At 58.6% G+C, this 23,403-nt stretch carries 41 protein-coding genes and 1 tRNA gene; 4 read left to right on the top strand and 38 right to left on the bottom strand.

The window, feature by feature from the left end; genetic code table 11:
• Positions 1-5: 5 nt before the first annotated feature.
• The 37 genes from HMPREF1219_RS00760 to HMPREF1219_RS00590 all read right to left on the bottom strand — a co-directional run bounded on the left by HMPREF1219_RS00760 (position 6) and on the right by HMPREF1219_RS00590 (position 20,697).
• On the bottom strand, positions 6-413 hold the full coding sequence (locus HMPREF1219_RS00760) for a hypothetical protein (RefSeq protein ID WP_016457087.1): 408 nt from the start codon (positions 411-413) through the stop codon (positions 6-8).
• On the bottom strand, positions 413-712 hold the full coding sequence (locus tag HMPREF1219_RS00755; RefSeq protein WP_016457086.1) for a hypothetical protein: 300 nt from the start codon (positions 710-712) through the stop codon (positions 413-415). The genes HMPREF1219_RS00760 and HMPREF1219_RS00755 overlap by 1 nt, the downstream gene beginning before the upstream one ends.
• Complete coding sequence (locus HMPREF1219_RS00750) at positions 713-1,048, bottom strand: hypothetical protein (protein ID WP_016457085.1); 336 nt, start codon at positions 1,046-1,048, stop codon at positions 713-715.
• On the bottom strand, positions 1,045-1,482 hold the full coding sequence (locus HMPREF1219_RS00745) for a Gp19/Gp15/Gp42 family protein (RefSeq protein WP_425387081.1): 438 nt from the start codon (positions 1,480-1,482) through the stop codon (positions 1,045-1,047). The genes HMPREF1219_RS00750 and HMPREF1219_RS00745 overlap by 4 nt, the downstream gene beginning before the upstream one ends.
• 6 nt (positions 1,483-1,488) lie before the next feature.
• Positions 1,489-1,743: a hypothetical protein gene (locus HMPREF1219_RS00740; RefSeq protein WP_156823186.1), complete on the bottom strand. Its 255-nt coding sequence runs from the start codon at positions 1,741-1,743 to the stop codon at positions 1,489-1,491.
• A 68-nt stretch (positions 1,744-1,811) separates the two neighbouring features.
• Positions 1,812-2,738, bottom strand: coding sequence for a phage major capsid protein (locus HMPREF1219_RS00735; RefSeq protein ID WP_016457082.1), 927 nt, complete (start codon positions 2,736-2,738; stop codon positions 1,812-1,814).
• Positions 2,739-2,760: 22 nt separating this feature from the next.
• Complete coding sequence (locus tag HMPREF1219_RS00730) at positions 2,761-3,141, bottom strand: DUF2190 family protein (RefSeq protein WP_016457081.1); 381 nt, start codon at positions 3,139-3,141, stop codon at positions 2,761-2,763.
• 15 nt (positions 3,142-3,156) lie between these two features.
• Complete coding sequence (locus HMPREF1219_RS12110) at positions 3,157-4,557, bottom strand: head maturation protease, ClpP-related (RefSeq protein ID WP_016457080.1); 1,401 nt, start codon at positions 4,555-4,557, stop codon at positions 3,157-3,159.
• Positions 4,554-5,966, bottom strand: a complete 1,413-nt coding sequence (locus tag HMPREF1219_RS00720) for a phage portal protein family protein (protein ID WP_016457079.1) — start codon at positions 5,964-5,966, stop codon at positions 4,554-4,556. The genes HMPREF1219_RS12110 and HMPREF1219_RS00720 overlap by 4 nt, the downstream gene beginning before the upstream one ends.
• Before the next feature lie 16 nt (positions 5,967-5,982).
• Positions 5,983-7,578 (bottom strand): hypothetical protein, encoded by a 1,596-nt coding sequence (locus HMPREF1219_RS00715; RefSeq protein WP_016457078.1) that lies wholly within the window; start codon positions 7,576-7,578, stop codon positions 5,983-5,985.
• A gap of 17 nt (positions 7,579-7,595) precedes the next feature.
• Positions 7,596-7,925 carry a hypothetical protein gene (locus HMPREF1219_RS00710; RefSeq protein WP_016457077.1) on the bottom strand — a complete coding sequence of 110 codons (330 nt, stop codon included), beginning with the start codon at positions 7,923-7,925 and terminating at the stop codon, positions 7,596-7,598.
• 8 nt (positions 7,926-7,933) lie between these two features.
• Positions 7,934-8,722 (bottom strand): hypothetical protein, encoded by a 789-nt coding sequence (locus HMPREF1219_RS00705; protein ID WP_016457076.1) that lies wholly within the window; start codon positions 8,720-8,722, stop codon positions 7,934-7,936.
• Positions 8,723-8,992: 270 nt separating this feature from the next.
• The gene (locus HMPREF1219_RS12375; protein WP_211212589.1) at positions 8,993-9,370 is read right to left on the bottom strand and encodes an HNH endonuclease; all 378 of its coding nucleotides are present in this window, start codon (positions 9,368-9,370) and stop codon (positions 8,993-8,995) included.
• A gap of 117 nt (positions 9,371-9,487) precedes the next feature.
• Positions 9,488-10,126, bottom strand: a complete 639-nt coding sequence (locus tag HMPREF1219_RS00700) for a hypothetical protein (RefSeq protein WP_016457075.1) — start codon at positions 10,124-10,126, stop codon at positions 9,488-9,490.
• Positions 10,123-10,287 carry a hypothetical protein gene (locus HMPREF1219_RS12705; RefSeq protein WP_016457074.1) on the bottom strand — a complete coding sequence of 55 codons (165 nt, stop codon included), beginning with the start codon at positions 10,285-10,287 and terminating at the stop codon, positions 10,123-10,125. Before HMPREF1219_RS12705 ends, HMPREF1219_RS00700 begins: the two co-directional genes overlap by 4 nt.
• Positions 10,284-10,679 (bottom strand): RusA family crossover junction endodeoxyribonuclease, encoded by a 396-nt coding sequence (locus HMPREF1219_RS00695; protein ID WP_016457073.1) that lies wholly within the window; start codon positions 10,677-10,679, stop codon positions 10,284-10,286. The genes HMPREF1219_RS12705 and HMPREF1219_RS00695 overlap by 4 nt, the downstream gene beginning before the upstream one ends.
• Positions 10,676-11,014 (bottom strand): HNH endonuclease, encoded by a 339-nt coding sequence (locus HMPREF1219_RS00690; RefSeq protein ID WP_016457072.1) that lies wholly within the window; start codon positions 11,012-11,014, stop codon positions 10,676-10,678. The genes HMPREF1219_RS00695 and HMPREF1219_RS00690 overlap by 4 nt, the downstream gene beginning before the upstream one ends.
• A gap of 78 nt (positions 11,015-11,092) precedes the next feature.
• Positions 11,093-11,359 carry a hypothetical protein gene (locus HMPREF1219_RS00685; protein WP_016457071.1) on the bottom strand — a complete coding sequence of 89 codons (267 nt, stop codon included), beginning with the start codon at positions 11,357-11,359 and terminating at the stop codon, positions 11,093-11,095.
• A gap of 116 nt (positions 11,360-11,475) precedes the next feature.
• Complete coding sequence (locus tag HMPREF1219_RS00680) at positions 11,476-11,790, bottom strand: hypothetical protein (protein ID WP_016457070.1); 315 nt, start codon at positions 11,788-11,790, stop codon at positions 11,476-11,478.
• Positions 11,791-12,692: 902 nt separating this feature from the next.
• Positions 12,693-13,100 (bottom strand): single-stranded DNA-binding protein, encoded by a 408-nt coding sequence (locus HMPREF1219_RS00670; RefSeq protein ID WP_016457068.1) that lies wholly within the window; start codon positions 13,098-13,100, stop codon positions 12,693-12,695.
• Positions 13,101-13,289, bottom strand: a complete 189-nt coding sequence (locus HMPREF1219_RS00665) for a single-stranded DNA-binding protein (RefSeq protein ID WP_016457067.1) — start codon at positions 13,287-13,289, stop codon at positions 13,101-13,103. It abuts the gene before it with no gap.
• On the bottom strand, positions 13,290-14,141 hold the full coding sequence (locus HMPREF1219_RS00660) for a recombinase family protein (protein WP_016457066.1): 852 nt from the start codon (positions 14,139-14,141) through the stop codon (positions 13,290-13,292).
• Positions 14,141-14,545 carry a hypothetical protein gene (locus HMPREF1219_RS00655; RefSeq protein WP_016457065.1) on the bottom strand — a complete coding sequence of 135 codons (405 nt, stop codon included), beginning with the start codon at positions 14,543-14,545 and terminating at the stop codon, positions 14,141-14,143. Before HMPREF1219_RS00655 ends, HMPREF1219_RS00660 begins: the two co-directional genes overlap by 1 nt.
• A complete protein-coding gene (locus HMPREF1219_RS00650) occupies positions 14,542-14,721 on the bottom strand; it encodes a hypothetical protein (protein WP_016457064.1) in 180 nt (59 codons plus the stop codon). The genes HMPREF1219_RS00655 and HMPREF1219_RS00650 overlap by 4 nt, the downstream gene beginning before the upstream one ends.
• Positions 14,718-15,065 carry a hypothetical protein gene (locus tag HMPREF1219_RS00645; RefSeq protein WP_016457063.1) on the bottom strand — a complete coding sequence of 116 codons (348 nt, stop codon included), beginning with the start codon at positions 15,063-15,065 and terminating at the stop codon, positions 14,718-14,720. Before HMPREF1219_RS00645 ends, HMPREF1219_RS00650 begins: the two co-directional genes overlap by 4 nt.
• A 10-nt stretch (positions 15,066-15,075) precedes the next feature.
• Positions 15,076-16,077 carry a YqaJ viral recombinase family protein gene (locus HMPREF1219_RS12105; RefSeq protein ID WP_016457062.1) on the bottom strand — a complete coding sequence of 334 codons (1,002 nt, stop codon included), beginning with the start codon at positions 16,075-16,077 and terminating at the stop codon, positions 15,076-15,078.
• 97 nt (positions 16,078-16,174) lie between these two features.
• On the bottom strand, positions 16,175-16,489 hold the full coding sequence (locus HMPREF1219_RS12700) for a hypothetical protein (RefSeq protein WP_016457061.1): 315 nt from the start codon (positions 16,487-16,489) through the stop codon (positions 16,175-16,177).
• 402 nt (positions 16,490-16,891) lie between these two features.
• A complete protein-coding gene (locus HMPREF1219_RS00630; protein ID WP_016457056.1) occupies positions 16,892-17,278 on the bottom strand; it encodes a hypothetical protein in 387 nt (128 codons plus the stop codon).
• Positions 17,279-17,288: 10 nt separating this feature from the next.
• Positions 17,289-17,546 (bottom strand): hypothetical protein, encoded by a 258-nt coding sequence (locus HMPREF1219_RS00625; RefSeq protein ID WP_016457055.1) that lies wholly within the window; start codon positions 17,544-17,546, stop codon positions 17,289-17,291.
• 151 nt (positions 17,547-17,697) lie between these two features.
• Positions 17,698-18,087 (bottom strand): hypothetical protein, encoded by a 390-nt coding sequence (locus HMPREF1219_RS00620; RefSeq protein WP_016457053.1) that lies wholly within the window; start codon positions 18,085-18,087, stop codon positions 17,698-17,700.
• A complete protein-coding gene (locus tag HMPREF1219_RS12695; protein ID WP_016457052.1) occupies positions 18,084-18,224 on the bottom strand; it encodes a hypothetical protein in 141 nt (46 codons plus the stop codon). The genes HMPREF1219_RS00620 and HMPREF1219_RS12695 overlap by 4 nt, the downstream gene beginning before the upstream one ends.
• 175 nt (positions 18,225-18,399) lie before the next feature.
• Positions 18,400-18,861, bottom strand: coding sequence for a hypothetical protein (locus HMPREF1219_RS00615; protein WP_016457050.1), 462 nt, complete (start codon positions 18,859-18,861; stop codon positions 18,400-18,402).
• Complete coding sequence (locus HMPREF1219_RS00610; protein WP_016457049.1) at positions 18,858-19,049, bottom strand: hypothetical protein; 192 nt, start codon at positions 19,047-19,049, stop codon at positions 18,858-18,860. The genes HMPREF1219_RS00615 and HMPREF1219_RS00610 overlap by 4 nt, the downstream gene beginning before the upstream one ends.
• Before the next feature lie 41 nt (positions 19,050-19,090).
• Complete coding sequence (locus tag HMPREF1219_RS00605; RefSeq protein ID WP_016457048.1) at positions 19,091-19,285, bottom strand: hypothetical protein; 195 nt, start codon at positions 19,283-19,285, stop codon at positions 19,091-19,093.
• 84 nt (positions 19,286-19,369) lie between these two features.
• Entirely contained in the window at positions 19,370-19,549 is a 180-nt protein-coding gene (locus HMPREF1219_RS00600) for a helix-turn-helix domain-containing protein (protein ID WP_169455877.1), read from the bottom strand.
• Between the two features lie 14 nt (positions 19,550-19,563).
• Positions 19,564-20,445 (bottom strand): phage antirepressor KilAC domain-containing protein, encoded by an 882-nt coding sequence (locus HMPREF1219_RS12100; RefSeq protein ID WP_016457045.1) that lies wholly within the window; start codon positions 20,443-20,445, stop codon positions 19,564-19,566.
• A gap of 18 nt (positions 20,446-20,463) precedes the next feature.
• The gene (locus HMPREF1219_RS00590) at positions 20,464-20,697 is read right to left on the bottom strand and encodes a helix-turn-helix domain-containing protein (protein WP_016457044.1); all 234 of its coding nucleotides are present in this window, start codon (positions 20,695-20,697) and stop codon (positions 20,464-20,466) included.
• A gap of 160 nt (positions 20,698-20,857) precedes the next feature.
• Here HMPREF1219_RS00590 and HMPREF1219_RS12095 point away from each other — a divergent pair, with 160 nt between their 5' ends.
• From HMPREF1219_RS12095 to HMPREF1219_RS00570, 4 genes are all read left to right on the top strand, one after another.
• Positions 20,858-21,331: a hypothetical protein gene (locus HMPREF1219_RS12095; RefSeq protein WP_051120460.1), complete on the top strand. Its 474-nt coding sequence runs from the start codon at positions 20,858-20,860 to the stop codon at positions 21,329-21,331.
• Complete coding sequence (locus tag HMPREF1219_RS00580) at positions 21,324-21,701, top strand: ImmA/IrrE family metallo-endopeptidase (RefSeq protein WP_016457042.1); 378 nt, start codon at positions 21,324-21,326, stop codon at positions 21,699-21,701. Before HMPREF1219_RS12095 ends, HMPREF1219_RS00580 begins: the two co-directional genes overlap by 8 nt.
• On the top strand, positions 21,691-22,083 hold the full coding sequence (locus tag HMPREF1219_RS00575) for a hypothetical protein (RefSeq protein WP_016457041.1): 393 nt from the start codon (positions 21,691-21,693) through the stop codon (positions 22,081-22,083). Before HMPREF1219_RS00580 ends, HMPREF1219_RS00575 begins: the two co-directional genes overlap by 11 nt.
• 95 nt (positions 22,084-22,178) lie before the next feature.
• Entirely contained in the window at positions 22,179-23,279 is a 1,101-nt protein-coding gene (locus HMPREF1219_RS00570) for a tyrosine-type recombinase/integrase (protein WP_040426996.1), read from the top strand.
• 28 nt (positions 23,280-23,307) lie between these two features.
• Here the strand turns inward: HMPREF1219_RS00570 and HMPREF1219_RS00565 are convergent.
• Positions 23,308-23,381: transfer RNA gene (locus HMPREF1219_RS00565), tRNA-Leu, on the bottom strand.
• Between the last annotated feature and the right edge of the window lie 22 nt (positions 23,382-23,403).

Here is a 23,403-nt window from a genome sequence, read left to right as displayed (position 1 = left end):
TTCCTTTAGAAGTGATCGAACGTTTTTGTTTGCATCCGTATTCGTGGGGTTCTCACCCCGTAGGTGGCAGATGCCACCCACCCACCGAGTTTTGAATCTTTCGTCACAATGAGGCCCCCACCTGCGGTTACGGACAGGCCTGCGAAGTGCAGCGGGGAGAGGATCGCCGCGTCAAGCGCCGCCATTATGCGCCGGACAGTCGGCCCGTCTCCTCCATGCACGGTGACGATGACCTGCTCCTCAGACCACGCCCCCGCAGTGACCGGCGTACCATTCGGCAACACTGTTACTACGGGGTTGTTTTTGGGTGTCCATTTGGGGGGCACCTCCGTCCGAATCAGCTCGGCCTGCGTGCCGAGGACACGTCTCAGCCGGTCACGCATCATCTGCGGCGCGTCTGCCTGCACCCACATCAATCGCGTGACCTCCGAATCGTCAGCCCCCGCTTCGCTGCAGCACCCGTGAGGATGCCATGCTTCGCCTGCCTAGCCAGCCCCGACGGGTGCCGAATGGTGACAACCTCCACAGGCCGCCCTTGACCACCCGAGGAGGACCACACCCCAACCTCAACATCGGAGTCACCAATACTCTTGCGAACATCGTCGGCAATCCCCTCCGCGTGCTGCCGCAGGACGGGGCGGAGTTCCGTCTCAGTCCACTTGCTCAGCTTTTTGAAATCCAGGAAAATCTTCGGCTCCTGTTTTTGCCCCACTTAGGCCTCCTTCCGCTCGAGAATGAACTCAACCCTCGGCACGTGCCAAGGGTTCCACGGGATCCGGCCCACCGCCCAATCAAAAGGCACATGGGCCACCCTGTATGGGATTCCGCGCCAGGTGACTTCCTCACCCTCCGCGATGATGGTGCCCGGTGGGGCGAAAACCTGTAGGCGGGTTGTGTCCCCGGCGGTCACATCATCGGAATCAACCTTCGATCTACCCGCAGGCTGCACCATGCAACCAGGAATGTCACGCGATTCCACCGGGGTGACAATGTTGCCGTCCCAATCGGTGACCGGCTCCCCACCCGTCACAGTTATCGTTTCGCTCAAAGCGGCACCTCCGGCCACCTACCAGGCTGAGGAAAACACCCAGACGGAGCGCCGTCGACCAGGCCCAAATATTCGGCCAGCTCATCAGTCAAGGTGACACCACCCCAGTCGACGTGTGCCACATCGGCGTAGGTCACCGAATCGGACACCTGCCCCGTCGTCGACGACACCGACCGCACACCTACATTCACCCCCACAAGCACGGGGGCAGATACCATTTGGCGCACCACACGACGCACCGCAGCAGGAAGCCATGGCACACTCCGCAGCTCCTCACCTAGCACACGACCACGACGCGCGAACTCCAGCTCGATGATCTCGACCGCATCCTCAATGAGGACTGCGACGCGCTCACGCTCCAAGGCCGTCAGCGGTCGTGGTAGGCGCTTCTCAATATCCTCGGGGGTCACACCAATCAGGTCACCCACAGGCATCACCTCTTACGCTTTTGAGCAGGCTGCAATAATCTCCCGCACACTCATGCCAGATGTCTTAATGCCCAGCTGCTTCGCGTAGGCCTCCCATTCGGCTTTGGGCGCGGTTTTCCGTGGCCTACGAGCAGCGGGCGACGCAGGCTCGACAGGGGCAGGTACGGGGGTTGGGGTGGGGGTGGGGGTTTCGGCGGGTGCTTCCTCCACGCCCTCCGGAACGATGACACCCCGCTCCACGGCTTCCGCCCACTCGGGCAGCGTCATGTTCACCTTTTCCCCCGGTTGGTGCAACGTGTACCCCACCCGAAAAAACTTGGTGAAAACGCCGATCATTAGGCCATCAGCCCAGTCAAATGCACCGCGCTCTTCGGGTTATCCACCCCGTAGGCACGACGGTGAACCACATCCGAACGGTAGGACATGTTCGAGCCACCCAGCTTCGAATCGCCATGCTCAGCGTAGAAGTCCGTGATCTGACGCGGCTCACGCTCCGCACAGAAACCGGTCACGCCCTCCTGCGCCAACCAGGCCTCACCCTTCGGCAGGGACGGGTCCTTCACGATGCGGATACCACCAAAGATGGTCGGATTCTGAGACAGGGGCTTAAACAGCGGATTCTCGCTCGCCATGTCGCCGATATAGAGCTTCTGGATCTCCTCATTGCGGAGCAGCGCGGTCACCGTCGCCGGGTGAATCCACAGCAGGTCCGGAGCGTAGGTGAACTGGAAACCACCCTCCTCAGCGCCGAGGATGATTTCCTGCGCATCCCACATGTCATCGGCGGGCTTACCACCCTTATTCCAGGGGGTTTTCGCAGCCAGCTCGGGGATTGGTGCGGCCTTCAGCGCCTTGATCGCATCCTTCACCTCACGGCGCTTCACTGTGTTGGCACGGCCCTCAAGCTCGAGGGCAACCTGACGGGTGAGGTTATCCTGACGCTGCTCCCAGGACACACGAATACCGATACCGACCTTCTCAATCGCGGCCGTGTGCTGGGTGCCCTTAACAGGGTCACCGATCGGAATCTCCGCGAATTCCGCCAAGTCCTCCATCTCCTGGTCAAGCGCATTCGGCTTCGCATCATCCCACGCGATGACGCTGGAATCGGCCGTCACGGGGCGGAAGAACAGCTTCTGAGCCTCCTGCCCATCAAGGAGCAGCTCCTTGAACTTGGTCGGCAGGTAAGTCGGGTTGGACAGCATCTCCTCGACCGTCAGGCCGGAGGTGATGTCAAAAATAGAGCTAATGGTATCTGCCATGATTTATCTCCTCTCTTCTTTGTCAGGCACCCACGGTGGGGAGCTGATTGACGACAGTGACGACAGTGCCTGCGGCACCGTCTCGGGCGGCGACGCCAATGAGCACGGTGCCAGTTGCGGCGCACTTGCCGTCCTTCGCGGCGTACACGGCCTGGCCTGCCTTGATGGCGGTGGCATCCCCGTCGACGGCGATCTTCACACCAGCGGTGCCGTAGTGGACCGCAACGTTCGTCGGCAGAGTGGTGACCTTCGGGTCAGCCTTCTCACACACGACACCGAAAACCGGGCCGGTCGCATCGGCATACTTCACAACCCCATTGTCAATCTTGACGAGGCGGAACTTGTCCAGCGCCTGGCCTGCGGGGAATGTGATTGCCCCGTGCTTAAAAGTCGGATTACTCATTCCGAAAATTCCTTTCTACTTGTGAGTGCGCTCACGCACAAGCGCATCCAAATCCTCGATACTCGTTCCAGTGGAGATGGCTTTTTCCACATCCGGGGCAGCCCCATGACCCAACTCCCCCATCGGGATCGTGTTCTTCGGGATGCCGGAGTACAAGGCCCGCGCCTGCACAGGATCACGGCGCATGTGGTCGATGTACTGGGCACGCCGCGCAGCGTTAATCCGCCCCTCAGCAATCCAGGTATCAACCTCGGCGACGAGCTTTTCATCGTCGGCCTGCTTCTTCGCCTCCCAGCCACGCTGGGCGGCATCCACAAGGTCCTGGTAGGTGCCACGGTCAAGGGTGATTGTCGCCCCGTCCGGGGTGCTGGTGGCGTCAGGGGCGGGCGCGTCCGGCTCCTCCTTATCCGCAGCCACGACCGTCACCGTCACGGCACAGTCGATGCTTTCTTCGCCGGAGGTCACCGTGATGACCACATCGACGGTGGTGTCCACCTCGGCGGCGGGCGCGTGGACTGTGACGATGCCAGTCTCGGCCACATCGGCGGTCCACCCCTCGGGCAGGTCACCCACGGTGACCTCCACCCCCTCAGGGAGCTCACCGACAGGAGCAATATCCACAGCCCCCGTCGGGTTCACCTCCACAGCCTCGGGATACTGCACATCGACCTCCGCAGTGACCTTCAGTGCTTCGTTTGTCATTGTTGCCAGGTGGGCACGCAGTACCCCCGCGTCTACACCCAGCTCACTCGCCAGATTCTCAATTAAATTCACAGGATTCTCCTCCTTTTTCAGATTCCTAAAAAGCTTCTCGGGCGGATCACCACGACGACCCCGATAGTGGGCCACCACACGCGACCGCTCCCACGACGCAACCATCGCAGGCGCACGCCCATCCTCAACCGCATCAGCCAGACCACACGCCACAGCCTCATCAGCCGTGAACCACGTTTCATCCCGCATCGCAGCACGCCACGTCTCCGGGTCACCGCCGGCCTTACCGGCATAAATCCCGGCAAGTTTCCCACTGATACGCTCCAAATCCGCGACCTGACGCTGCAGCTCCTCCGCGTTCCCGGCAGTCATCGTCAGCGCATCATGGATCATCATCTCCGCATCGGGGCGCATGATCACACGATCCGCACCACCGACCACAATGAAAGACGCCGCGGATGCGGCCAGGCCCTCCACGACGGCGGTTACCTCACCATCGAAAACCCGCAGCGCGTTCATGATGGCGAGCCCGTCGTACACATCCCCACCGGGCGAATTCACACGAAGCGTAATTTTCTGACTGTCGACGGCCTGTAGCTGCTCAACGAAAGCCTTCGCCTCCACATCCCAGCCAATTTCGCCATACAGTAAAACCTCCGTGTAATCCACGGAGGCACCATTAGCCACACGACTCAATTTCATTCATCCCCTTTCACAGGCACAACCACATCCCCATCCAGTACCGGATCCAAACCAACGAAACGCATCGCGTCCTCCGCGCTGAATCCCATTTCGATGAGGTCTTTCGCGGCCTGCGTCTTTTTCGCCATCTCATCCGCAGACGGGGCACCAAGCTTCGGGTTTTCCTTCTTCGCCTCAGACAACGGCCGCTTACCCGGCAGAGAGTACCGTCGGCGCGTGTCCTCCTCCAGATCCCGATCTGGAAGTAGCACGCCTTTATCCACCAGCGTGGATAGCGCCTCGGCAGTGAGTTCCTTCTTCGAGGCAATCGGGTCGAACACGATCCTCGGTGCCAGCCCCTCGTAGTCAGGGAATGCGACATCGACGAGGTCCTCAACAATGTGCTGGGTGGCAGTATCAGCGATGGATTCCGCGATGGTTTGCAGGGACTGGACGAAAAAGTCCGCTTGGGTGTCCGCCAGCGCGTAGGAGCCTCCCTTGCCTTCAAGATTGAGGAAGTGCGCCAGCACCGAGCGAGCGATCATCGAATCGTGATAGGCAATCGCCTCGCGCGGGGACACAATCTGGCCCGACACCCCCATGAGTGAAAGCTTCGCACCTGCCGGGATTGCAGCCCCAGCCTCAGCACCAGCACGTAGTGCTGTCGCGATGTTCTGTCCCTCATGCAGGTCAGATCCCGGCTTCTCCAGAAGCCCAGACCCCTCATAGACAGGCACTCCCATGCCGTTGCGCTCAAGGGTCATGGCCTCCAACCGCAGCAGACGGTCTTTCAAAACCCAATGTTTGTACGCGGGCCGCAAAACACTTGTTCCCGTCCAAGACGTGTCATGCGGGTCATGGACGTAGGCGACGAGCCGGTTGACGGGGATTGTCACCTCCGGGAAAGTCCCCTCCGATGTTGTCACCCCCGACTGCACGATGGATACAAGCCCACCGTCGCGAGCAACGTTGATTTTCCGGATCGACCCCGGCAGTCGTGGCGCAAGCTTCCTAAGCCGGACACGACCACCACTGATTTCGTACACCTGCTCAAAAAACATGTGCCCAAACTGCAGGCACAAAAGCGCCATGTGGAGGTGCTCTGACCACGACACACGACCAGCACGTCTAGGTAACGGACGCGAAGAATCATCACCCCGAACCGGCAGACGCAGGTCCTCAGCTACTAGACGAACAACCTCCTCGTCGGCACCGTTCGCATCGACATACCAGGAAGCGCGCTCAATCGGCAGAGTGACAGCCTTCAACACGGAGGCGACCTGTGCATCCTCACGCCCCAGCTTCGCAAATGTTCGCACACTACGCGGATACCGCAAAGCCAGATTGTCATCACGGGTTGCCGACAGCGCGGAGGTCACACCATGCCCCAGCTCGCGGGTCACAGCCAAAGACGGCTCAATCTCGACCACTTTTGCCCCCTCCTTTCTAGAAGCTCAACGCAGCCACCGGATTGACCGGCACCTGCACATCAGAATTGCTAATCCCCACGGGGACACCCGCACCAACCTTGCGAGAAAGTTTCTCAGGCTCCACGTCCTCCACTGACAGAGACTGCACCGCCCACACCGCGAACGACGCAGCAACCAGCGGAGTTATATCCCCCTCCCTCGATGGGGTAAACGCTCGACCTCCGGACGTTTCACGAAACCCGGCACACAGCAGGGCTCGTTCCCACCGCTCATCCCCGTCGTGGCTGATCCGGCCCTCATTCCACAAGGTGAGGAACTCCTCCGTCGCAGCTTTCACGGTGGTCCAGGTCATTTCGTCACACCGCACCCCCACCAGCTCCAGGGGCTTCACCAGTGTGGACGCGGGCGACTTCGTGTCAACCATCACCCCCGACGGGTCCACGACCTCCACGGTGCCAGCAACACCATTCACGAGAGCGTCACGGTCAAACCCCACGTCTGGGGCAATCGACAGGAAAACTCCACCAGATGCTGTGCGAGTGGCGGACACCACCGACGCGGTCTTAGCGCCCGGTGACACATCCACAGCCAAAAAAACATCACCCACATCCCCAGGCCACACCACCGTGTGTTTACGCCAATCCTCAACCGGGATTATCGGCACAAAATCAAGGTCCTCACCATCACGCGGCACCCAATTACCGGTCCCCAAATTCTCCACGATGAACGCATCACGAAGCACCTCAGACGTTTTCGCGGATGCCGCCTTATTCTCGATCTCCACAAGCTGCACACCCGGCTTCGGAGCGTCCACAAGCGACGGATTCGTTTTAGCCCACGTCTCCGGGTCAAAAGGATCAGCCCCCGGCTCCATCGACCACTCCTTGTACAGCACGTTTTCTGCACCGTCACGAGCAGCCCACCGCTTCGCGGAAAATACCGCACCATGAAAATGCTCAAACCTATCAACCGGCGACGAAATATACACCCGCTGCGCATTCGGCTTCGCCAACGTCAACGACTCCAGGCCAGCGTTAATCTGATTCGGCAACGAGAAACACTCATCCAACACGAGCAGCTCTACCGACAAGCCACGACCCGTTTTCGGGGTGCGGGTACGGAACTGAATCTGAGCATCATCACCCAGGCCAGGGAATTGGATCGATTCCTTCCCGTTGCCTTTCATGCGCCTGGGCTGTTTGCCATCGCCCCAGAATCCCATCAGAGCCGGATTCTCAGAAATGACCTCCCACAGTCGGCCCGCAGCATCCAGAGCTGTGTCCAAGAAGTGCGCGGTGTGCAGGATCGTTTTCTCGCCCAGCAGGTACACGCCCACTAGCTCGCGGGCGACCAGCACCTCGCCCTTGCCGTTCTGGCGGGCCAGGGGGACGACGACCTCGCGGGCAGAAAAAAGCTCATCGCCACCAACCCGATGTGTCCGCAGCATGTCCAGCAGCAACTGCTCCTGCCACGGATACAAGGTCATTCCGGCGAGACGGCAGAATTTCACGGCCTTCTCCCCCAGACGGGTATCCCCATCCGGCACCAGCTCGAAGACAGGCTCCTGGCGGCCCACCAACCAATCAGGGGTATCACACACCGTGAATGCCATAGTGGGTCACCACCCTTCTAAAGCTCTTCTAGCTGCCTCCGGAATTCCGCCATCGGGTCCTGCTCCGGTCTGTCCACGCGCGGCGGACCAAACAAATCCGGCCGGTCCTTCACCCAACCACGAAGCTCAGCCGACGCACGCTTCTCCACAAGAAGCGCCGGATGCTCAACCGGAAAACCCTTCCCATCATCCACAATGATCTGCCCCCCGGAGGCCACAATCGCAGCCCGCGCCGCCCTTAGCCGCATAATCAGCCCCGCGACCGTCTGCATCGCCTCCATGTCAAAAGGCGAAAGCACCCGACCATTAGCCAGGTGCTCCACAAGCTCACTAATATCCTCAGACACACGACCTCCTAACCGGCATCAAGCTCAATGCTCCCCATCGGGATCTTTCCTGTGAAACGATGCACATCCGGGGCAGCGACCACAGCGCGTGCTGGGTCCACAGTCTCCAATCCTGGCATTGTCCGACCAAAAGACCGCGACGGCGGGCACTCACGAAAACCAGCTTCCACAAAATCAAGCAGCATCTCGCACCGCTCCCTATCATCCGTCAACTCAAACTGCTCACAGCGGATGTTCTTGTTCAGATTCATCGACGAGGTGATGCACACGTTCCAGTCCTCGTTTTGAATCACCACAAATTTCGCATGAGTCCGAATCTGAATGAAGCAATCCTCGCCGAAAATATCACGCACATCATGCACCCCAGCCTGACCCCGCTTCGCACGACCCGAGTCCAGCACAAATTTGATAGACCGAATCAGTCCACAGTCACGGAAATGCTCCGCAGCAGCCAGGTCATAGAATCCTGCCGACCAGGTAGCAATCACCACATCCGCAGGGCCGGTTTTCTCCAGAACCGTCTGAATGATGTCGATGAGGGAGAATTGGCCGTATGTCAGACCGAGGATGTCGACCCCGTGGTCGAAACCTGCCAGTGATTGGCGGGCGGTTCCGGCACGGTTGAACCGGGCGTGCGTTTTCTTCTTCTCACGCGCGTGTGGTTGGTGGTTATCGACCGTAGCTTCAATGGATTCGAGAATGTTCCGCAGTTGCGCGGCACTCAGCTTCACCCCCGATGTACGGAGGGACTGAATCGCGGCATCGGCGGCAGCACTGATGGTGATATCCTGGGTCATGGCAGTTCATTTCCTTTCAAATCGTGTGGACTGCTCTGGCCGGGGGCGATGGCAGTCGCTACCCGGCCTTCATACACCCCCATTTTACACCGTGACCTGCGGAAACGCAACATTTTCACCCCTTTTTCTCCTCCCGTTTTCGGAATCTTCTTTCCACTCCGGGGAGAGAGAGTTTGAGAGGCACCAGCCCGAGCGGGGGTCGCGGACGTACTACCTCTAAGATTTTGCGATTTTTGTTTTTGGATATTCTTAACACCCCCTAGGGGGTGCCTATTCCCGCTGGCTGGGGGTGAATCCTGTCCATGGGAAAACTGTTTCTACCTGCGCCGTTTTCGGCTTATCGGAGCCGTCGTTCATGAGTATCGGTAGGGGTTTAAAACCTCCTGGAACGCCGAGCGTTGGCCTGCGATGATCATTGGAGCCGTCTCCGCGTTGCCGGTTGCAGCGGGCGTGTAGTAGTCGGCCAGCTTGGGTACCCCCTTTGGATGCTGCCTGCACGTGGTCAGCGTCTAACGCCTGATCGTGTGCCATTGGTCGCCCGCACCACCAGCATAGTTCTCCATCGTGGAGGTGCATGAGGAGGCGTTGGCGGTTGATGCCGTGAGAGCGTCCGTAGCCACGCTGTGTGGTGGTTTGCTTGAGTTTCATGACGCTCACCTGCCTTGAACATGAGTGAAGCCCCAGCGGGTTTGTTCCTGCAGGGGCTAGTTTCTTACTCATGCGCAAGCATAGCACACTAGTGGCGAATGGTGAATGTGGTCTTGGTCACTCTTCTTTCTGGAGGCAACGAACCACATCATCAAACCGGTAACACGTCGTCCCGCGCGGTGTCTGATAGGTTGTGACCTGCTTCGAAACCCCAAGGTAGCTGATGTGCTTGCGGGTGACCTCACGGCCAACAAACACCGACACAAGCGGGGCCAGTTCACTAGCGGTCCCGAAGCCTTCCCCCGTCGACTTGTCAGCACTCAACGCAGGCGGATCAGGCACGTGTGACCTGCGGTTAATCCACTGCCCAATGTAGTGCTCCTGCTCGCCACACAGGTGGATAAGCTCCTCCACATACGGGAAACGCGACTCGATACGCTCCGCGTTCTCCTCAAGCATCGCCGCCAACTCCACGCCGCGGCAGGCACCACCACCGAGCACCCCGACTGCCTGGAGTGCCTGGTCGGCGATTACCGCCAATCCTGTCGGCAGCGTAGCCGACGGCCGGTCGCTGAGGAGTTGCTCCTCGAGGTTGAACGCGGCATCCCCGTCGGGAGTGGGTGATTGGGGGCCGAAATGAGGTGGCGTTTTCCGCCCTGTTTGGGGTGCTGGTTTATACCAGCGGGAGGCCCGCAGCACCCGGTAGGCAATCCCCAACCTGTGCGCCGCACCCCCCAAGCCTGCATCTAAGGTCATGCTCCCTCTTTCCATGTTTCGTCGATGGCTGATTCGAGAAGCTCGTGGACCTCGTCGAGGCCGTCGTGCTGGTCGAGGATGTCCTCCGCTTTGCCGAGGAGGATGCGGATTGTTTCCATACGTGTGGGCACGGTGGGGGCCAAGTGGTCTAGGTGTCTCATGCGGTTTCCTTGATGGTGATGCGTGCTCCGGTTGGCTCACCTTGGTACAGTGCGCGGCGTTTCGAGCCGTGTACACAGGTGACGTGAGAATCATCGGGAATAATGCCGGAGTTGGTCAGCCCGTCGAGGGTGGAGCGTAGCAGCTTATCCACATCGGGGCGCTCAGTCATGGGGTCCTGCCGGTTTTTACCCCACGCTTTAGGACGTGGCATGACAAACTCGCAGGTGACTTCCACGGGGCCACGGTAGTGTTTGTGCTGCGAGCGGGCGATAAGCTCCACGGCGCTACGCCACGCGGGGACCTTTTTCGACGATTCCACCATGCGCCCGTTGCCCACATAACGCTTAGATCCCTGCGGGGCGGGTATTCCCGGCACAAAAAACCTGATCACTTGACCTCCTCATCGATGGGGAATTGTGGTGTGATTCCGGTCTCGATGATGAGGCCGTGGGCTTTCGCCAGCCTGTAGGTCATTTGCCGGTCCAGCCTGTGAGGAATGAGGGACAGCTGTGTTCGGAACTTTTCCACCGAAAATGTATCTTTGTAGCGGTTACAGATACGGCAGGCGGGCACCAAATTCTCAGGGGCATCTGTACCGCCCAGGTATCGGGGGTGAAGGTGATCCACCTGGAATGCAAGGTCGCCCTTACGGCCTAGGTCAAGCGTCCTGCCGCAGTATGCGCATCTGCCGTCGAAGCGGGCAAGAACCTTAGCACGATTAATCACGGGGCACCCCCATCTGCCCGTGCCCCACGTAGCGCTTGGAGCCTTGTGGGGCTGGCACACCCGGCACAAAAAACGTCGTCACTGCTGGTCCTCCTTGAGGTGTTTGCGGTAAATGTGGTGTTGCTTGTAGGCGCGTTCGAGAATGTTTTTGAGTTGGTTCGCCTCCCAGTACAGGTCGAAAAGTAACTCTCTATGAGTGTTCATTTCGGCTTCTGTTTGTGGCTCGCTGGGTGGTGGGATGAGGCTCCGCTCGCAGGCGGTAGAGAGCTCCCTGGACAGCTCCCTGGCTTCATTCAGGGCGCAGTTGACGCGCCTACGTGCATTCCTAGCATCACGGGAGATCATTTCTGTTCCTTTCTGCGCATGTCTAGGTGTTTGTGGGCTTGTAGTGGGTGGTCGATGATTTGGCAGCAGGATGTCCCTGAGTGTGCACAGCGTTTGATTGATTCCCTCTAGCGGGGTCATTGCTTTTGTTCCTTGTGTAGGTTTTCGAGGTCTTGGAGGATGTCGGCTTGCCATTCGGCGGGTTCGACCCCGATCCGCTCGAGGTAGTGCTCTAAATCCCAGGCGAGGTCTCGGCAGGCGCGCATGATGCTCATAATTGCGTAGGGGAGCCGGTTGAGGCGTTCCCACATGTGTGGGTGGAGGTCTTCTCCGGGGTCGAGGGCTCCGGGGATTCCGGTTTCGAGCATGGTTGCCGTGTGGTTCAGGAACCAGACAAGATCTTCGAGGTCGAGTTGGAGGGAGTAAGCGTCGCGCAGTTCGTCGTCGTTCATTGTTGGTTCTCCTTGTGGTTGCAGCGTGTGAGTGTTCCTTCGGGGGTTTCGCGTAGGCCGTTTTGGTCGCAGTGGGGGCAGTTGTCGATGGCTGCCCGACGCTGAGCGGTGCGGGCCTTGGTGGCCTCGACGATGGCCTCCTCCTGGTCCAGGTACCATTGGCGGGCTTTTGCACAGTCGCGGCAGGGGGGCACATCCCAGCGCTGGAGGTGTTCGTGTTGGGGGCAGCGTGGGTCGTCGGGGGTTCCTCTTACCCAGTCGGGGCGTGGCGCGTCAGCGCCTGTCGCCCCGGATGTTTCAGAGGAGGGGGTTGAACCTTGTTCAGAGTTATCCACAGGCTGTGGATAAACGTGGGATGGACGGTTCCCCTCCCCTGTTCCCCTGTTCCCCTGTTCCCCTGTTCCTAGCACCACTTCGCGGGCACTATCCGCCGAATTTCGGGCACTATCCGCCGAATTTCGGCGACTTTCTCCGATTGTGCCGATGACCTGCATTGTTTCCGGGTCGATCTCGTTGCAGCCCTCCGGATCGGGTAGTTTCGACCCGGAATGTTTAGCGTGCTTTGATTGGTGCTTTTTCCACGACGGAATGCTGTAAAAATATCGTCCGGCGGACTCGTAAAAAAGTACGGCGCACTCGCGCCTAACTTCGGCGCATAGCCGCCGAAATTCGGCGACAGTTATTTCCTCGTCATTCGGGAAGGTAAAACCTAACAATTCTCGGGGGATAAAAGTCCCCCTTCCCGTATCATCCGCCCAATTCCACATCGCTATAAAAAGCAGCCGCGCCCACGGAGACATCGCAGTCACAGACGGCGACGACCAGAACTCCGGCTTAATCGTCCTGATACGAGCCACAAAACTCACCTCCTATCACGTTCACGCAGATCCTTGAGAGCATCATCAGAACGGCGCCTGCCCTGTGTCGCCGAATCCGCCCATGCCGTAGCCCTGTTGGGTTTGGTGCTTGCTGATGTTCACGTCCTGGAAGGTGAGGTCCACGGCGACGCTATTCGCCCTAATGGTGAGCTCCGTGGAGATCTGGCCTTGTCTGTCGGTCCACTCCTCGGGGGTGATGGTGCCGGACACGGTCACACGGTGGCCTTTTCGGATGTTGCGGGCGACGGATTCCGCGACCTTGCCGAAGCAGGTGACATGAATCCACACGGTCGGGCCTTGCTGCCACTGGCCTGACTTGTCCTTCTGGCTCTCGGCCCAGGCGAGTGAGAAGCGGGAGTAGGAGGTTCCGGACTGGGCAGTGTTGATTTTCGGGTCGGAGCCCAGGTTCCCGGTGACGGTGATGGTTGCCATTTACCTTTCCCCTTCTTTGAGTTCCTCGTAGCGGGAGTTGAGTGCGGGGCGTAGGTCCTCCCATTGGCCTTGCGGGTTCTTCCGGCGCGGCGTGTGCGCGATACGCAGGTTCGCTACCGGCTGTCCACTGCCCGTAAACCGCAGGTCGGGGTCGGCCGCAAGACGGCCACTGATCGTCACAACATTCACTTATTTGGCCTCCTTGGTGAGGCGCTCCCAGTTCACGTTCAGGGTCGATGTGAGCGTGTTGTAGCTGTCCCCGTCGAGAGCATCTTGCGCCTCGTCACTGATGGCGTTGAGCTCGTCGACACTGGTGGCGTTGTTGGCTCGGGTCACGAAATCATCAAACCCAGGTGCCGGGGTGGTGGGGGTTTCCGCCACGGTGGTGTTGTGGGTGTCACCGACACCCAGTGCAGCAGCCAGAGCCGACTCACCACGCCGAGCAGAAGGCACCGAATCCGTACGCGTCGCAGTCATCTTGATGGGCTCCAGTTGCAGCTCCTCGGCGGTGTAGGTGATGCCGAGCAGCACGTCCGGGGCAAGCTTCCTACACACCTCGGACAGGGCTTTGGCGTACAGCATGGCCTGGGGATCCGTGAGGTATTTTTTGTTGGTTGTGTAGCCAGCGGTTTTGGCTCGTTCGATGGTCCAGGTTGAGGTTTCTTCCTCGCCACGCGGTGAGACACCGTGTACGGTGACGGCTTGTGGGGTGTCCTCCACGGTTTGGAAACGGTACCCCTTGGCTTTGAGTAGGCCTGCCATGGTGCGGGCGTAGATCGCTGGTTGGCCGTGGATCACAAAAACCTGCTGCAACGCCTGCTGTGGCTTCAAACCAAGCTCAGCGCCATACAGGATCGCGGCGGCCCCATCGTCTGGTTTTCCCCGAAACGTGGTGGGCACCATGGATGTGTTGCAGAGGGCGGTTGCGAGCTGGTGCGCAGCGTCCATGGCTTTCGCCTGCTTCACCAGCAGCTCAAGACCATCATCCGACGTGGCGGGTGTGTGGGTGGTTTGGTCGATGTGTGCGAGTTCGTTAGACATTAGATGTTCTCCTTTTTGTGGTTGAGGATTTCGCCTGTGAAATCGTGGATTTTTTGGATGTCGTCGAGGGTGATCGGCTGCTCTTGGATGATTTCGTCCCCATCGGTGATGATCACGTCGGAGAGGACTTCCTCCATTTGCACAATGAGGAGGCCGATACCGCTACTGAGGACCACGCCGTGAGGGGCGACAGGCACGGGTGTGTAGTCATTCATTTGGTTTTTCCTTTCCGCGTAGTCGGCGGCTTTTGTGATGATTTCGGCGAGGGCGCGCGCGGCATTCGGGGTTATCCAGTCCTCTTCGTTCATGGTGCCGATCATCACGTTGCCGCCAGGTTCTGATTCGACTCTGATTGGGGCGATTTCTGATGTCGACCAGTCCCATGATTCGGACTCGTAGATCATTGTTTCTTCCCTTCTGTGTAGTCGGCAGCTTCGAGAATGGCATTGGCGATGGTGCGGGCTTCTTTGGCGATCATCCAGCCAGGTTCTAGGTCGGTGAGTTTTACCGAGCCTCGCCTGTCTGCTGTGATGTGGATGTCTCCATCTCCGAGTGGCTCCCAGTGCTTGTAGCCGCTCATTTCTTCTTCCCTTCTGCGTGGTCGGCGGCTTCGCGTAGAGCGTGGGCGATGGCGCGGGCGTCTCCGGATGCGATGGTGCCTGGGGTTTCGCCGGTGATGGTGACGACGATGTGGCCTTCGTCGGCGGTGATGGTGAGGGGGTTGCGTTTGCCGAGGGGGTGCCAGGTGCGTGTTTCGGCGTTTTGGAGTTTTTCCACGGTTTTTATGAGCTGTGTGCCTTTCGGTGTGAGCGCACCGTTTTGGTTTAGGTATCCGTCGCGGGTGAGTTCCTCATGTTGGGTTTTGGTTGGGTGCTGCCCCGCTGCGATTTTCTGCAGCAGGTGGAGTGGGTAGGCGGTTTTCATTACGTTTTCCTTAGAGGTTGAATCGGTAGCTGGGGTCACCGACAGCGGATGCGTACGCGTCGGGGTAGGTTTTTTTCAGCTTGGCGGAGTCAAAAGTTTGTTTTTGCAGCTCCGGCAGTCGTAGGAGGTATTTGAGATCATCGGGGAGGTTCGTTTTCGAGAATCGGCCTTTCGCCTTCGTGACAATCGCATGACCTGCCGGGTCTACGAGTTTTTGGTGTTTCCCAAGCGCGGTGATGGCCTCCTGCTTCACCGAGTCGAGGTTGGTTTTAGCGGCTTCGAAATCCTGATTCGCCACGGTGAGACGCCCAAGCAGATCCGGGTCGATGTCCGCCACACCGTCATCCTTTTTCGGCTGTTTCAGCTCCTGTTGGTGCCCAGCCCAGATGATCGCATCCCAATCAATGGGGAGCATCTCCCCAGACTCCACGTGGGCATAAAAATCGGTGACGGTTTGGCAGATCGCCTTATAGAATTCCTCATTCCACTCCACTTCGTAGAGGCGCGGCCATACGGGGAAATCCTGCGCGACGAGGGCGATGACGGTTGCTTCGTGGATACCTGAGACACCCATCTGGAAAATCACCTGCGCCAAAACCCCGGTGGGGATTTCGTCACCTGGGTCACCCCAGATGCGACGCGACACGGAGGTTTTGCATTCGAGGATGTGCTTACGGGATCCACGGCGCGCCCTACGATCCAATGTCACCAGGTTCGGGAATGGCAGATCCGTATCCGTGTAGGCGACCTCACCTTTTGAGGCCTGCCAGCCAGGATTCCGCCACAGCCAGTTATTGACAAGGGCGTCCTCCGCATGGTGGCCCCATGCAAAGATTTTCTCCTGCACCTCATCGAGTATGGTGGCGGGTTTTTGGGTGGTCATCTCCAGCCAGGTATCCCCAGCGGTGGAGAATGGTGAGATACCCAGGATTGCAGGGATCTTCGAAGCCGTGACCACCCCATACCACTCCGGGGTCCCCGGCGCAGGCGGATTCTTCACAAGCGTACTCATTCCTCTTCTTCCCCTTCGTCTTGTTCTTCTTCTGGTTCTTCGTTGATGGCGATGCGTAGCCATTCGCCTTCTGGCACAAAGCTCGGTCGGTATGGCATTAGTCGGCCCTTCGTGTATTGACATGGTTGTTGTATCTGAGCACGACATCAATGAATATCTCCATGTCCTTAGTGAGGCCCGCATATTCAATTCGGGCTTGATCAAGCTCAGCAAGGTTGAAGATCTCGCCTTCAATGAGCCTGTCAACGGCCTTATCAAGTGCTGTTTCGAGGTCGCTGAGACGGGTTTGGATGTTCCCGTAGGTGTGGCGGATGTTCCCGTCCAAGCGGTGGATTATCTGTGCATCCTGCTCTGCGGGGGTGAGGATCTGTTCTCCACGGGCGTGCTCATGCGCCCAGTTCTTGTTGGTCATTAGTCAGCTTCTCCTTTAGATTGTGGTGACGTAGATGGCGAGGACGATGACGATCAATGCCCAGATGGCGAGAATGGCGATGAGTAGCGCGGTTTCGCGGTCGTTGCGGGGGTCACGCATAGAGTCCTGCGATCATGATGATGATGCCGATGAGTGCGAAATTGTTGACGCAGAGCAGTATGAAGATTTGATCTTCAACGGGCGGGATACGCATGTTAGATCCTTTCCAGCAGCTGGACGATGTGGGTGAGGAGATCGAAAATCGGGTGGCCACCGAGATACTGGGTGATAGCGACGTAGGGCACGACAGGCGGGGTCATGGCTTCACCCCGTATTTCGTGACGAATGGCAGGAATCTAGCGGAGACGGTGAAGTCCTCGAGGGAATCCGGGTTTGTGATGCTCATTTTTGGTCTCCTTTTTTGAGTGTGGTGGTGATTATTTGGAGGATGCTGAGGAGGTTGTAAGCCTGGTCTTGGGTCAGATTGAGATGCGCGTCCACATCGTTTGGGGCACTGAGGTGGAGGGTTGTTTTCCCCTCGTGGTGTGCGTTGATGCTAGAGCCGATGTAGATGGTCGTGTAGAAATTCTCGTGGGTGGATTCACCACAGATCACTTTTTCCAGGGCACGGGCATTGTATTCAGCATTGATGCTTGTCATTTCTCCGAAATCCGCCTCAACGAAGCAGTCGCCGGAGTTTGCGGAAATGTCGATGCTGAAGGTGTTTCGGTCTTTGCAGTGGTGGAAAAAGATTTCCACATCACCGAGGTAGAGAGTGTGCGATGTCATTGGGTTTTCCTTAGCAGTTGGTGAGTTTTTTTCTGTTGTTGAACGCGTTTTGCTGCGACCATTCGATTTCTTCGCGGCGATCCTCATTGATGCGCGTCACCCAGTCTTTTTCTCCCCAGCGCTTGAGGGAGCTCATGAGATTTTTGACGGTGATGCCTTGCGCGTCGGCTACACGTCGTGCTCCGTCGGATGCACCGAGCATGAGGGTCATGAATTCGAGTTCTTCGAGGATGTTTCGCCGGCGTTTTTCCGTCATGTGGTTATTCATTTGCTGTGCCTGCCTTGGTAGCTTTTGGTGATGGTGATGGGGCGGTTTTCGCGGTTGAGGATGTATGGGGCGCAATCCCGGACACGCGGCTCAATGAAAAAACGGTGATCGGATGCGCCATAGCGGTATTCGCGTTTGCACACAGGGATGCTCATGCGCCCTCCTCAATGGCCTGCGCGAACGCCTCGAGCTGCTCAGCGAGCTCCAAAAGCGCGGTTTTCGTCAGATAGCCGGAGCCGTAGAAGCCGTCCACATCGAGGTGAAATTCCGCGTCATCCTCACCTGGGAGGCCACGCACCTGAATTTGTGCGTTGCTGGTGAAAATGGGGCGGCACCAGTCATCTGTGGTGATCCCGGCGCGGATCTGCCCCGCAATCCATGTGAGGGCGCTGGCGTCGCAGGTGCCGAGGGTGAAATTCATGCGGGTATCATTATCATTCCAGTACTCGAGACAGAATCCGCATGTGGCGCCAGGGGCGTCGATGACGTCACCGTAGATCGTCCACTCGGTGTTGAATGCCTGCTCAGGAATTTCGCTCATCGTGGTTGCACCTCCGTGGGTATGCCCGTGGCGGGGTCTGGCTGCCATGTGGGCTGCTCCGTGACGGCGAGGACAAGCATCAACGCGAAGGCGATACACACCGCGATGCCGGCGACGGTTTGAATAAGCTTGCTCATGCGGCCTTCTTCTCCTCATCAATTCGTTTGGTTAGTAGTGGGTAATCATCAAGCGTTTTTCCTGCTACACGGTGCTCGCGCACGTGGTTGTAGCAGCATTTGCACAGGCCACGCGCTTCATACTTTTTGAGGTTCCTGCAGCGCAGGCACAGGGCGATTCGGCCTTTCCGGTGGCTCATTCCCACCCCTCCTGGAACAGGCGGTCGATGTCTTCATCCGTCAGGGTGAACGTGTCCACCCGGTGGACAACCCGTTTCACCGGGTTCACGCCTGTGAGCTGACGGTGTACGGTGCGCAGATTCACCTCGGCCATAAGCGCCGCGGTTTCATCCAATTCGAGTACGAGTAGACGGAAGTGATACAGTTCTGTGGTTTGCAGTGGGGTGAGGCCACTGGTTTGTAGGAGCCGGGCTGTGTAGATGCCGGTGCCGCCGAAGGGGTCAATGATCCGCACGTCAGGGTCCGCCAGCGTTTTCCCCATGGTTGCGAGTTGGTTTTTGATGGCGCGGATTTGGAAATCCACGATCTCCACAGGGGTGACGACAACACCATCACGCTGGCCACGCATCTTGTCTGCTGTTTCCTGGTACAGGCGGGCAAGACGGGCCTGCTCCTGCTGTAGCGTGTCGAAGCTCATGATTCCACCTCTCGAAGCTCGCGGCGGAGCCTGCGGAGCTCCTCCACATACATGTCGATCCGGGTTTTTTGCTCCGGGTCGTCCAGTAGAAGGTCGCAGATCAGAGCGCGCATGATGTCCATTTGCATACGGAGCTTTTCTCGCTCATCGAAGCGGGTCATGAAATCAGTCACAGCATCGGGGTTCATGCTGTCTCCTTGGGTTCGACCCTGCAGCTGCTGCTCGTGTGTCATTCCTGCACCTCCCTCAGTGCCTTCTTGCCTAGCGGGGTTAGCCCCTGTGGTATGAGCTTTGCTTGCGCGATCGTGGCGACCACAAGCCCTGACCGGACGAGCTCCACGAGGATTCCCTGGGGAACGTGCTGTCCTCGGGCCACGGCCTTGAGGGCCTGCAGTTCGAAGGCACTCAGAATTTCATGGCTCATCGTGAATCACACCCTCTTGCTCTTCATCCGGGTTGGGACGGTTAATGAGGGCCGCTAGTGGGGTTGTTGGCCAGTGGAATTCGGTCATGCTGCTGTTCCTTTCATGAGGTAGGTGTCGCACCAGTCGGTGCGGGTGCGCCACGTGCCCCCGGTTTTCACACCCTTGAGGTCCCCCCTGCGGAGGAGGGTGCGGACGGTGTCGGGATGCATGGCGAGATAGTTGGCTGCCTGGTTAACGAGCAGCCACGGGGTTTCCATAGTCATAGCGGCGCTCATTGTTATGCCCCTTTTCGCTGGTCGCAGGTGGCTTCATCGAACATGGCGACGTCTTGGATGCCTAAGCGTTTCGCAAGGTCCTCCATGCGGAACGTTTTAACATACAAAGTTTGACGTACTTGCCCGTTATGCAAGCGTGGAGCGTCGTGTTGAGGACGAAGCTCGAACCAGTCATAGGAGGCTCGCCCGGCGCGTGCTCGCCATTCGCATTCCTCGACCATGCGACCTTTGGAGTCGGACCATCGTGCCCCGACTTTGTGACGGAAGGCGACGTTCTTGTCGATGAGGAGGGCGCGCACTTTGGGGCCTGTGGTGCCGTAGACGCGGGCGAAGTCGTCGATGGTGGTGAGGTCGTCGTTTTCTGCTACGAATTTTTCGTGGTACTCCAGCGCGGGGGTTGCAGCCTCCAAAGTGGCTTCTGCAGTATTGGCCCGGACCTCTAACTCTTTGATGGTCGAGTCTGCCTGTAACAGTGCTTTTGCCATGAGCTGCTCGGGCGTGAGCTCCACTGGGCGGGTTTCTGCTTCGCGGGTGCGAGTGGCGAAATAGGCTTGTGCTGCTGCCACCTCCGGCTTGTTCGGATCGCCGTTCATGGCGACCAGGTAGGCCGCGAAGCGAGTAAGGCGGAAATCGACGCGCTCGGTGCTTCCATCGCCTGCCTGGACGCGCTTACGGGATCGCGTAAACGCGCTGGTCTGGCCTTGATTCTCCGCTGATTTCATTGCCCTTTTGAGGGGAACTTCAAATGACTGCCATTTGCCGTATCCCATGAGGGGCATGAGTTCGCGGGCAGACCAGAATTCGGTTCTTTCGGGGCTGGTATGCTTAATGCTGTCGAATGGCGAGGTGGTGTTGCCTTCGACTGGCTCCAAATGCTTACTCATTTGGGGCCTCCTTTCTTCTTACGCTGTTTTCTTGGTGGCTCGCTCGTCGATGAGGAGCATGGTGCCGTAGGGGCGACCTGTGAGGAATTGCAGCTTCACTAGGTCTTTTGTGGACGGGGTTGTGACTCCCCGGTACCAGTTTCTGACGGTGTGCGCCGACTTCCCGAGCTTGCCTCCGGCTTGCTCGAAACTGGTGAGTCTGTGGCGCTCTCGAAGCTGGTCGATGACGGTGGGATCCAATCGCACTGCCATGCAAACTCCTTTCGTGAAAACCGTGTGCCATTCTGGCCCGGTAATTTCATTCTGGCACATGCGACCCATTTGCGCAAGTTTTTTGACACTTTTTCACGTTCTCCCAGCGTGTGACATGTGCCATATTGGCACAGGTGGTAAATTCTGGTACACTGAAGGCATGAAAGAATCGCACACACAATGGCTGCGGCGCATCACCCGAGGCGACTCGAATCGCCAGATCTGCGACCTCGCCCACCTGGCCCCCTCCACCCTGGGCAGGCAAATTCGAGAAGGCCGACTTGATCCCGCGATCATCATCAAGGTCGCGCAAGCCTACGAGGAGTCGCCCGTCATCGCGCTAGTAGACCTCGGTTATATCTCCGCTCGGTGGATTACCGAGCCAGGGATTGCGACAGCGCTTTCCCGCGCGACTGACGAGGAGCTGACAAACGAGCTTCTCCGCAGACTCCAACTCCTCCCAGATGAGCCGGTAGATGAGCTTGTCGAGCAGCGACGTTCGAATAAGCCATCATCGGCGTTGCCTGATGATGGCGTAGTGCGTGACTGGGATGATTCCATCCCCCACGCTGCGGATAGCTCCCCTGACGAGGATCTGCTACGCGAGGAGGAGGGGGAGGGACCTATTGATTGACGCGCTCATCGCCACGGCTGAGCGCCGTGGCTACAGGGTGGCGTGGCACCGCGGTGGACCCAAGGCCGCGTGGATGCCACCCGTCACCATTAGTCTGCGACTGGGCATGAGTGACACGCAGACACTGTGCGCTCTGGCACACGAGCTAGGGCACGCTGTCCACGGCGATCCGCCAGGGCATACAGGTGCGTGCGAGCGCCGCGCGGATCTCTTCGCGGCCCGTCTGCTCATCGACCCCGACGAGTACAGGAGGGCGGAGGCCATTTATGGGACCGCCCCGGCGCGCCTCGCCGAGGAGCTGGGAGTCACCCAGCACCTTTTATGCGTATGGAAAACAATTTTCGAAAGGACGAAAATTAATGTTCGGTAAAAAGAAAAATAATGATCCGATTTACGACATGCTTGTTACTCACCTGGAAAAACTCGAGGTGAAGAAGCACGGCGACCTCATCAACGCTGCGGCGAGGCAGCTTGACGGTGAGCAAATTCTCACAGCTGCCACAGGCAAGGTTGATGGCAACCCGGCGCTCATTGTGGCGTGCGAATCGGGGTTGGTGCTTTTCAGCGGGAAGCCGAAAAAGCTCACCCGGCGCGATGTCTCATATTCGGATGTCCGCCACGTGGAGGACGGCTTAGCATTCGCCGGGAGGTGGCTCGTCCTCCAAATGACAGACGGGGCAATTCGGATGGACAAATCACATTCCAAGATCCTGCCATCGTTGACAGAGCTTATCCAAGCTCGGATGGTGTAGGCGCATAGAAAAGCCCCCGACCTGTGGCCGGGGGCACCATTCTTAAAAATCCCATCAGCAAGAAAGAATCTCAGAAAGGTAAGGCCGAGTATATCATGGCTTCAGTCAAGAAGTACAAGACCGCACGGGGGTCCGCGTGGCGGGTGCAGTACCGCTCCCCCGATGGGAGGTCCCGCACAAAGCAGGGCTTCCGTACGAAAGATGCCGCGACGGCGTGGGCGGAGCGCAACGCCACACTCGCGCGCGACGGTCAGTGGGTAGCCCCCGAGGTCCAGCGCCGCACCGTCACCGATCTGTACCCGATCTTTAGGGCCTCCCAGGAGGCTCACCTAAAACCGTCAACACTGCGGGTGAATCGTATCGCGTGGGAAACTTATGTGGAACCCATGTGGGGCGGCCGTCTGGTGGGATCAATTCGACCGTCAGAGGTACAGGCCTGGGCGGATGGTATTCGCATGTCCCGTACCACAGTGTCTAGGGCTGTGGGCGTTCTCAAGGGCGTGCTGGATGTGGCAGTGGCCGATGGGGTTATGCGGGTGAATCCGGCAGCGGGGGTAACGATGCCGAGGAAGGGTGCGCCCCGGCATGTATTTTTGACGGCAGTTCAGGTGAGGATGCTAGCGGAGGAGTCTGCTTATCCGACGGTCGTGTGGGTGCTTGCCACGACGGGGCTGCGGTGGGGGGAGTTGGCGGCGTTGCGGGTGGAGGATGTGGACCTTGTGCGTCGACGGTTGAGCATCACTAAGTCGGTGACGTATGTGGCTGGTGAGGGGATGGTGGTGTCGTCGCCAAAGACGCATGAGGTGCGGTCGGTGGCGGTGTCGAGGTTTGTGGCGGCACGTCTTGCGGGTGAGGTGGAGGGGAAGACTCGGCGTGCGTTGGTGTTTCCGGCTCGTGGGGGCGGTTATATGCGGGTGCCGGATCATAGGTCTTGGTTTGCGGGGGCGGTGGGGCGTTGCCAGTCGCGTGATGACGGCTTTCCGCGTGTGACTGTGCATGGTTTGCGACATGTTGCTGCTGGGTTGTTGGTGCAGTCTGGAGCGTCGGTGAAGGTAGTACAGCGTCAGTTGGGCCATAAGTCTGCTGCGATGACGTTGGACCAGTATGCGGATCTTTTTGATGGGGACCTTGATGTGGTGGGCGAGGTGATGGATTCCGTTTTCGGATGTCGTGGAAATGTCGTGGGGTTGGGGTGATTTGTTGTGTTTGCGCTGGTCAAAAGCGTCCCCCTGGTGGGACTCGAACCCACACTGAATCGATTTTAAGTCGACTGCCTCTGCCGATTGGGCTACAGGGGGACCACCGCTACGAGGCGGCACG

Source organism: Corynebacterium pyruviciproducens ATCC BAA-1742 (assembly GCF_000411375.1).
GTDB classification, from domain to species: Bacteria; Actinomycetota; Actinomycetes; order Mycobacteriales; family Mycobacteriaceae; genus Corynebacterium; species Corynebacterium pyruviciproducens.
This window is presented reverse-complemented; position numbering and strand designations above follow the sequence as displayed.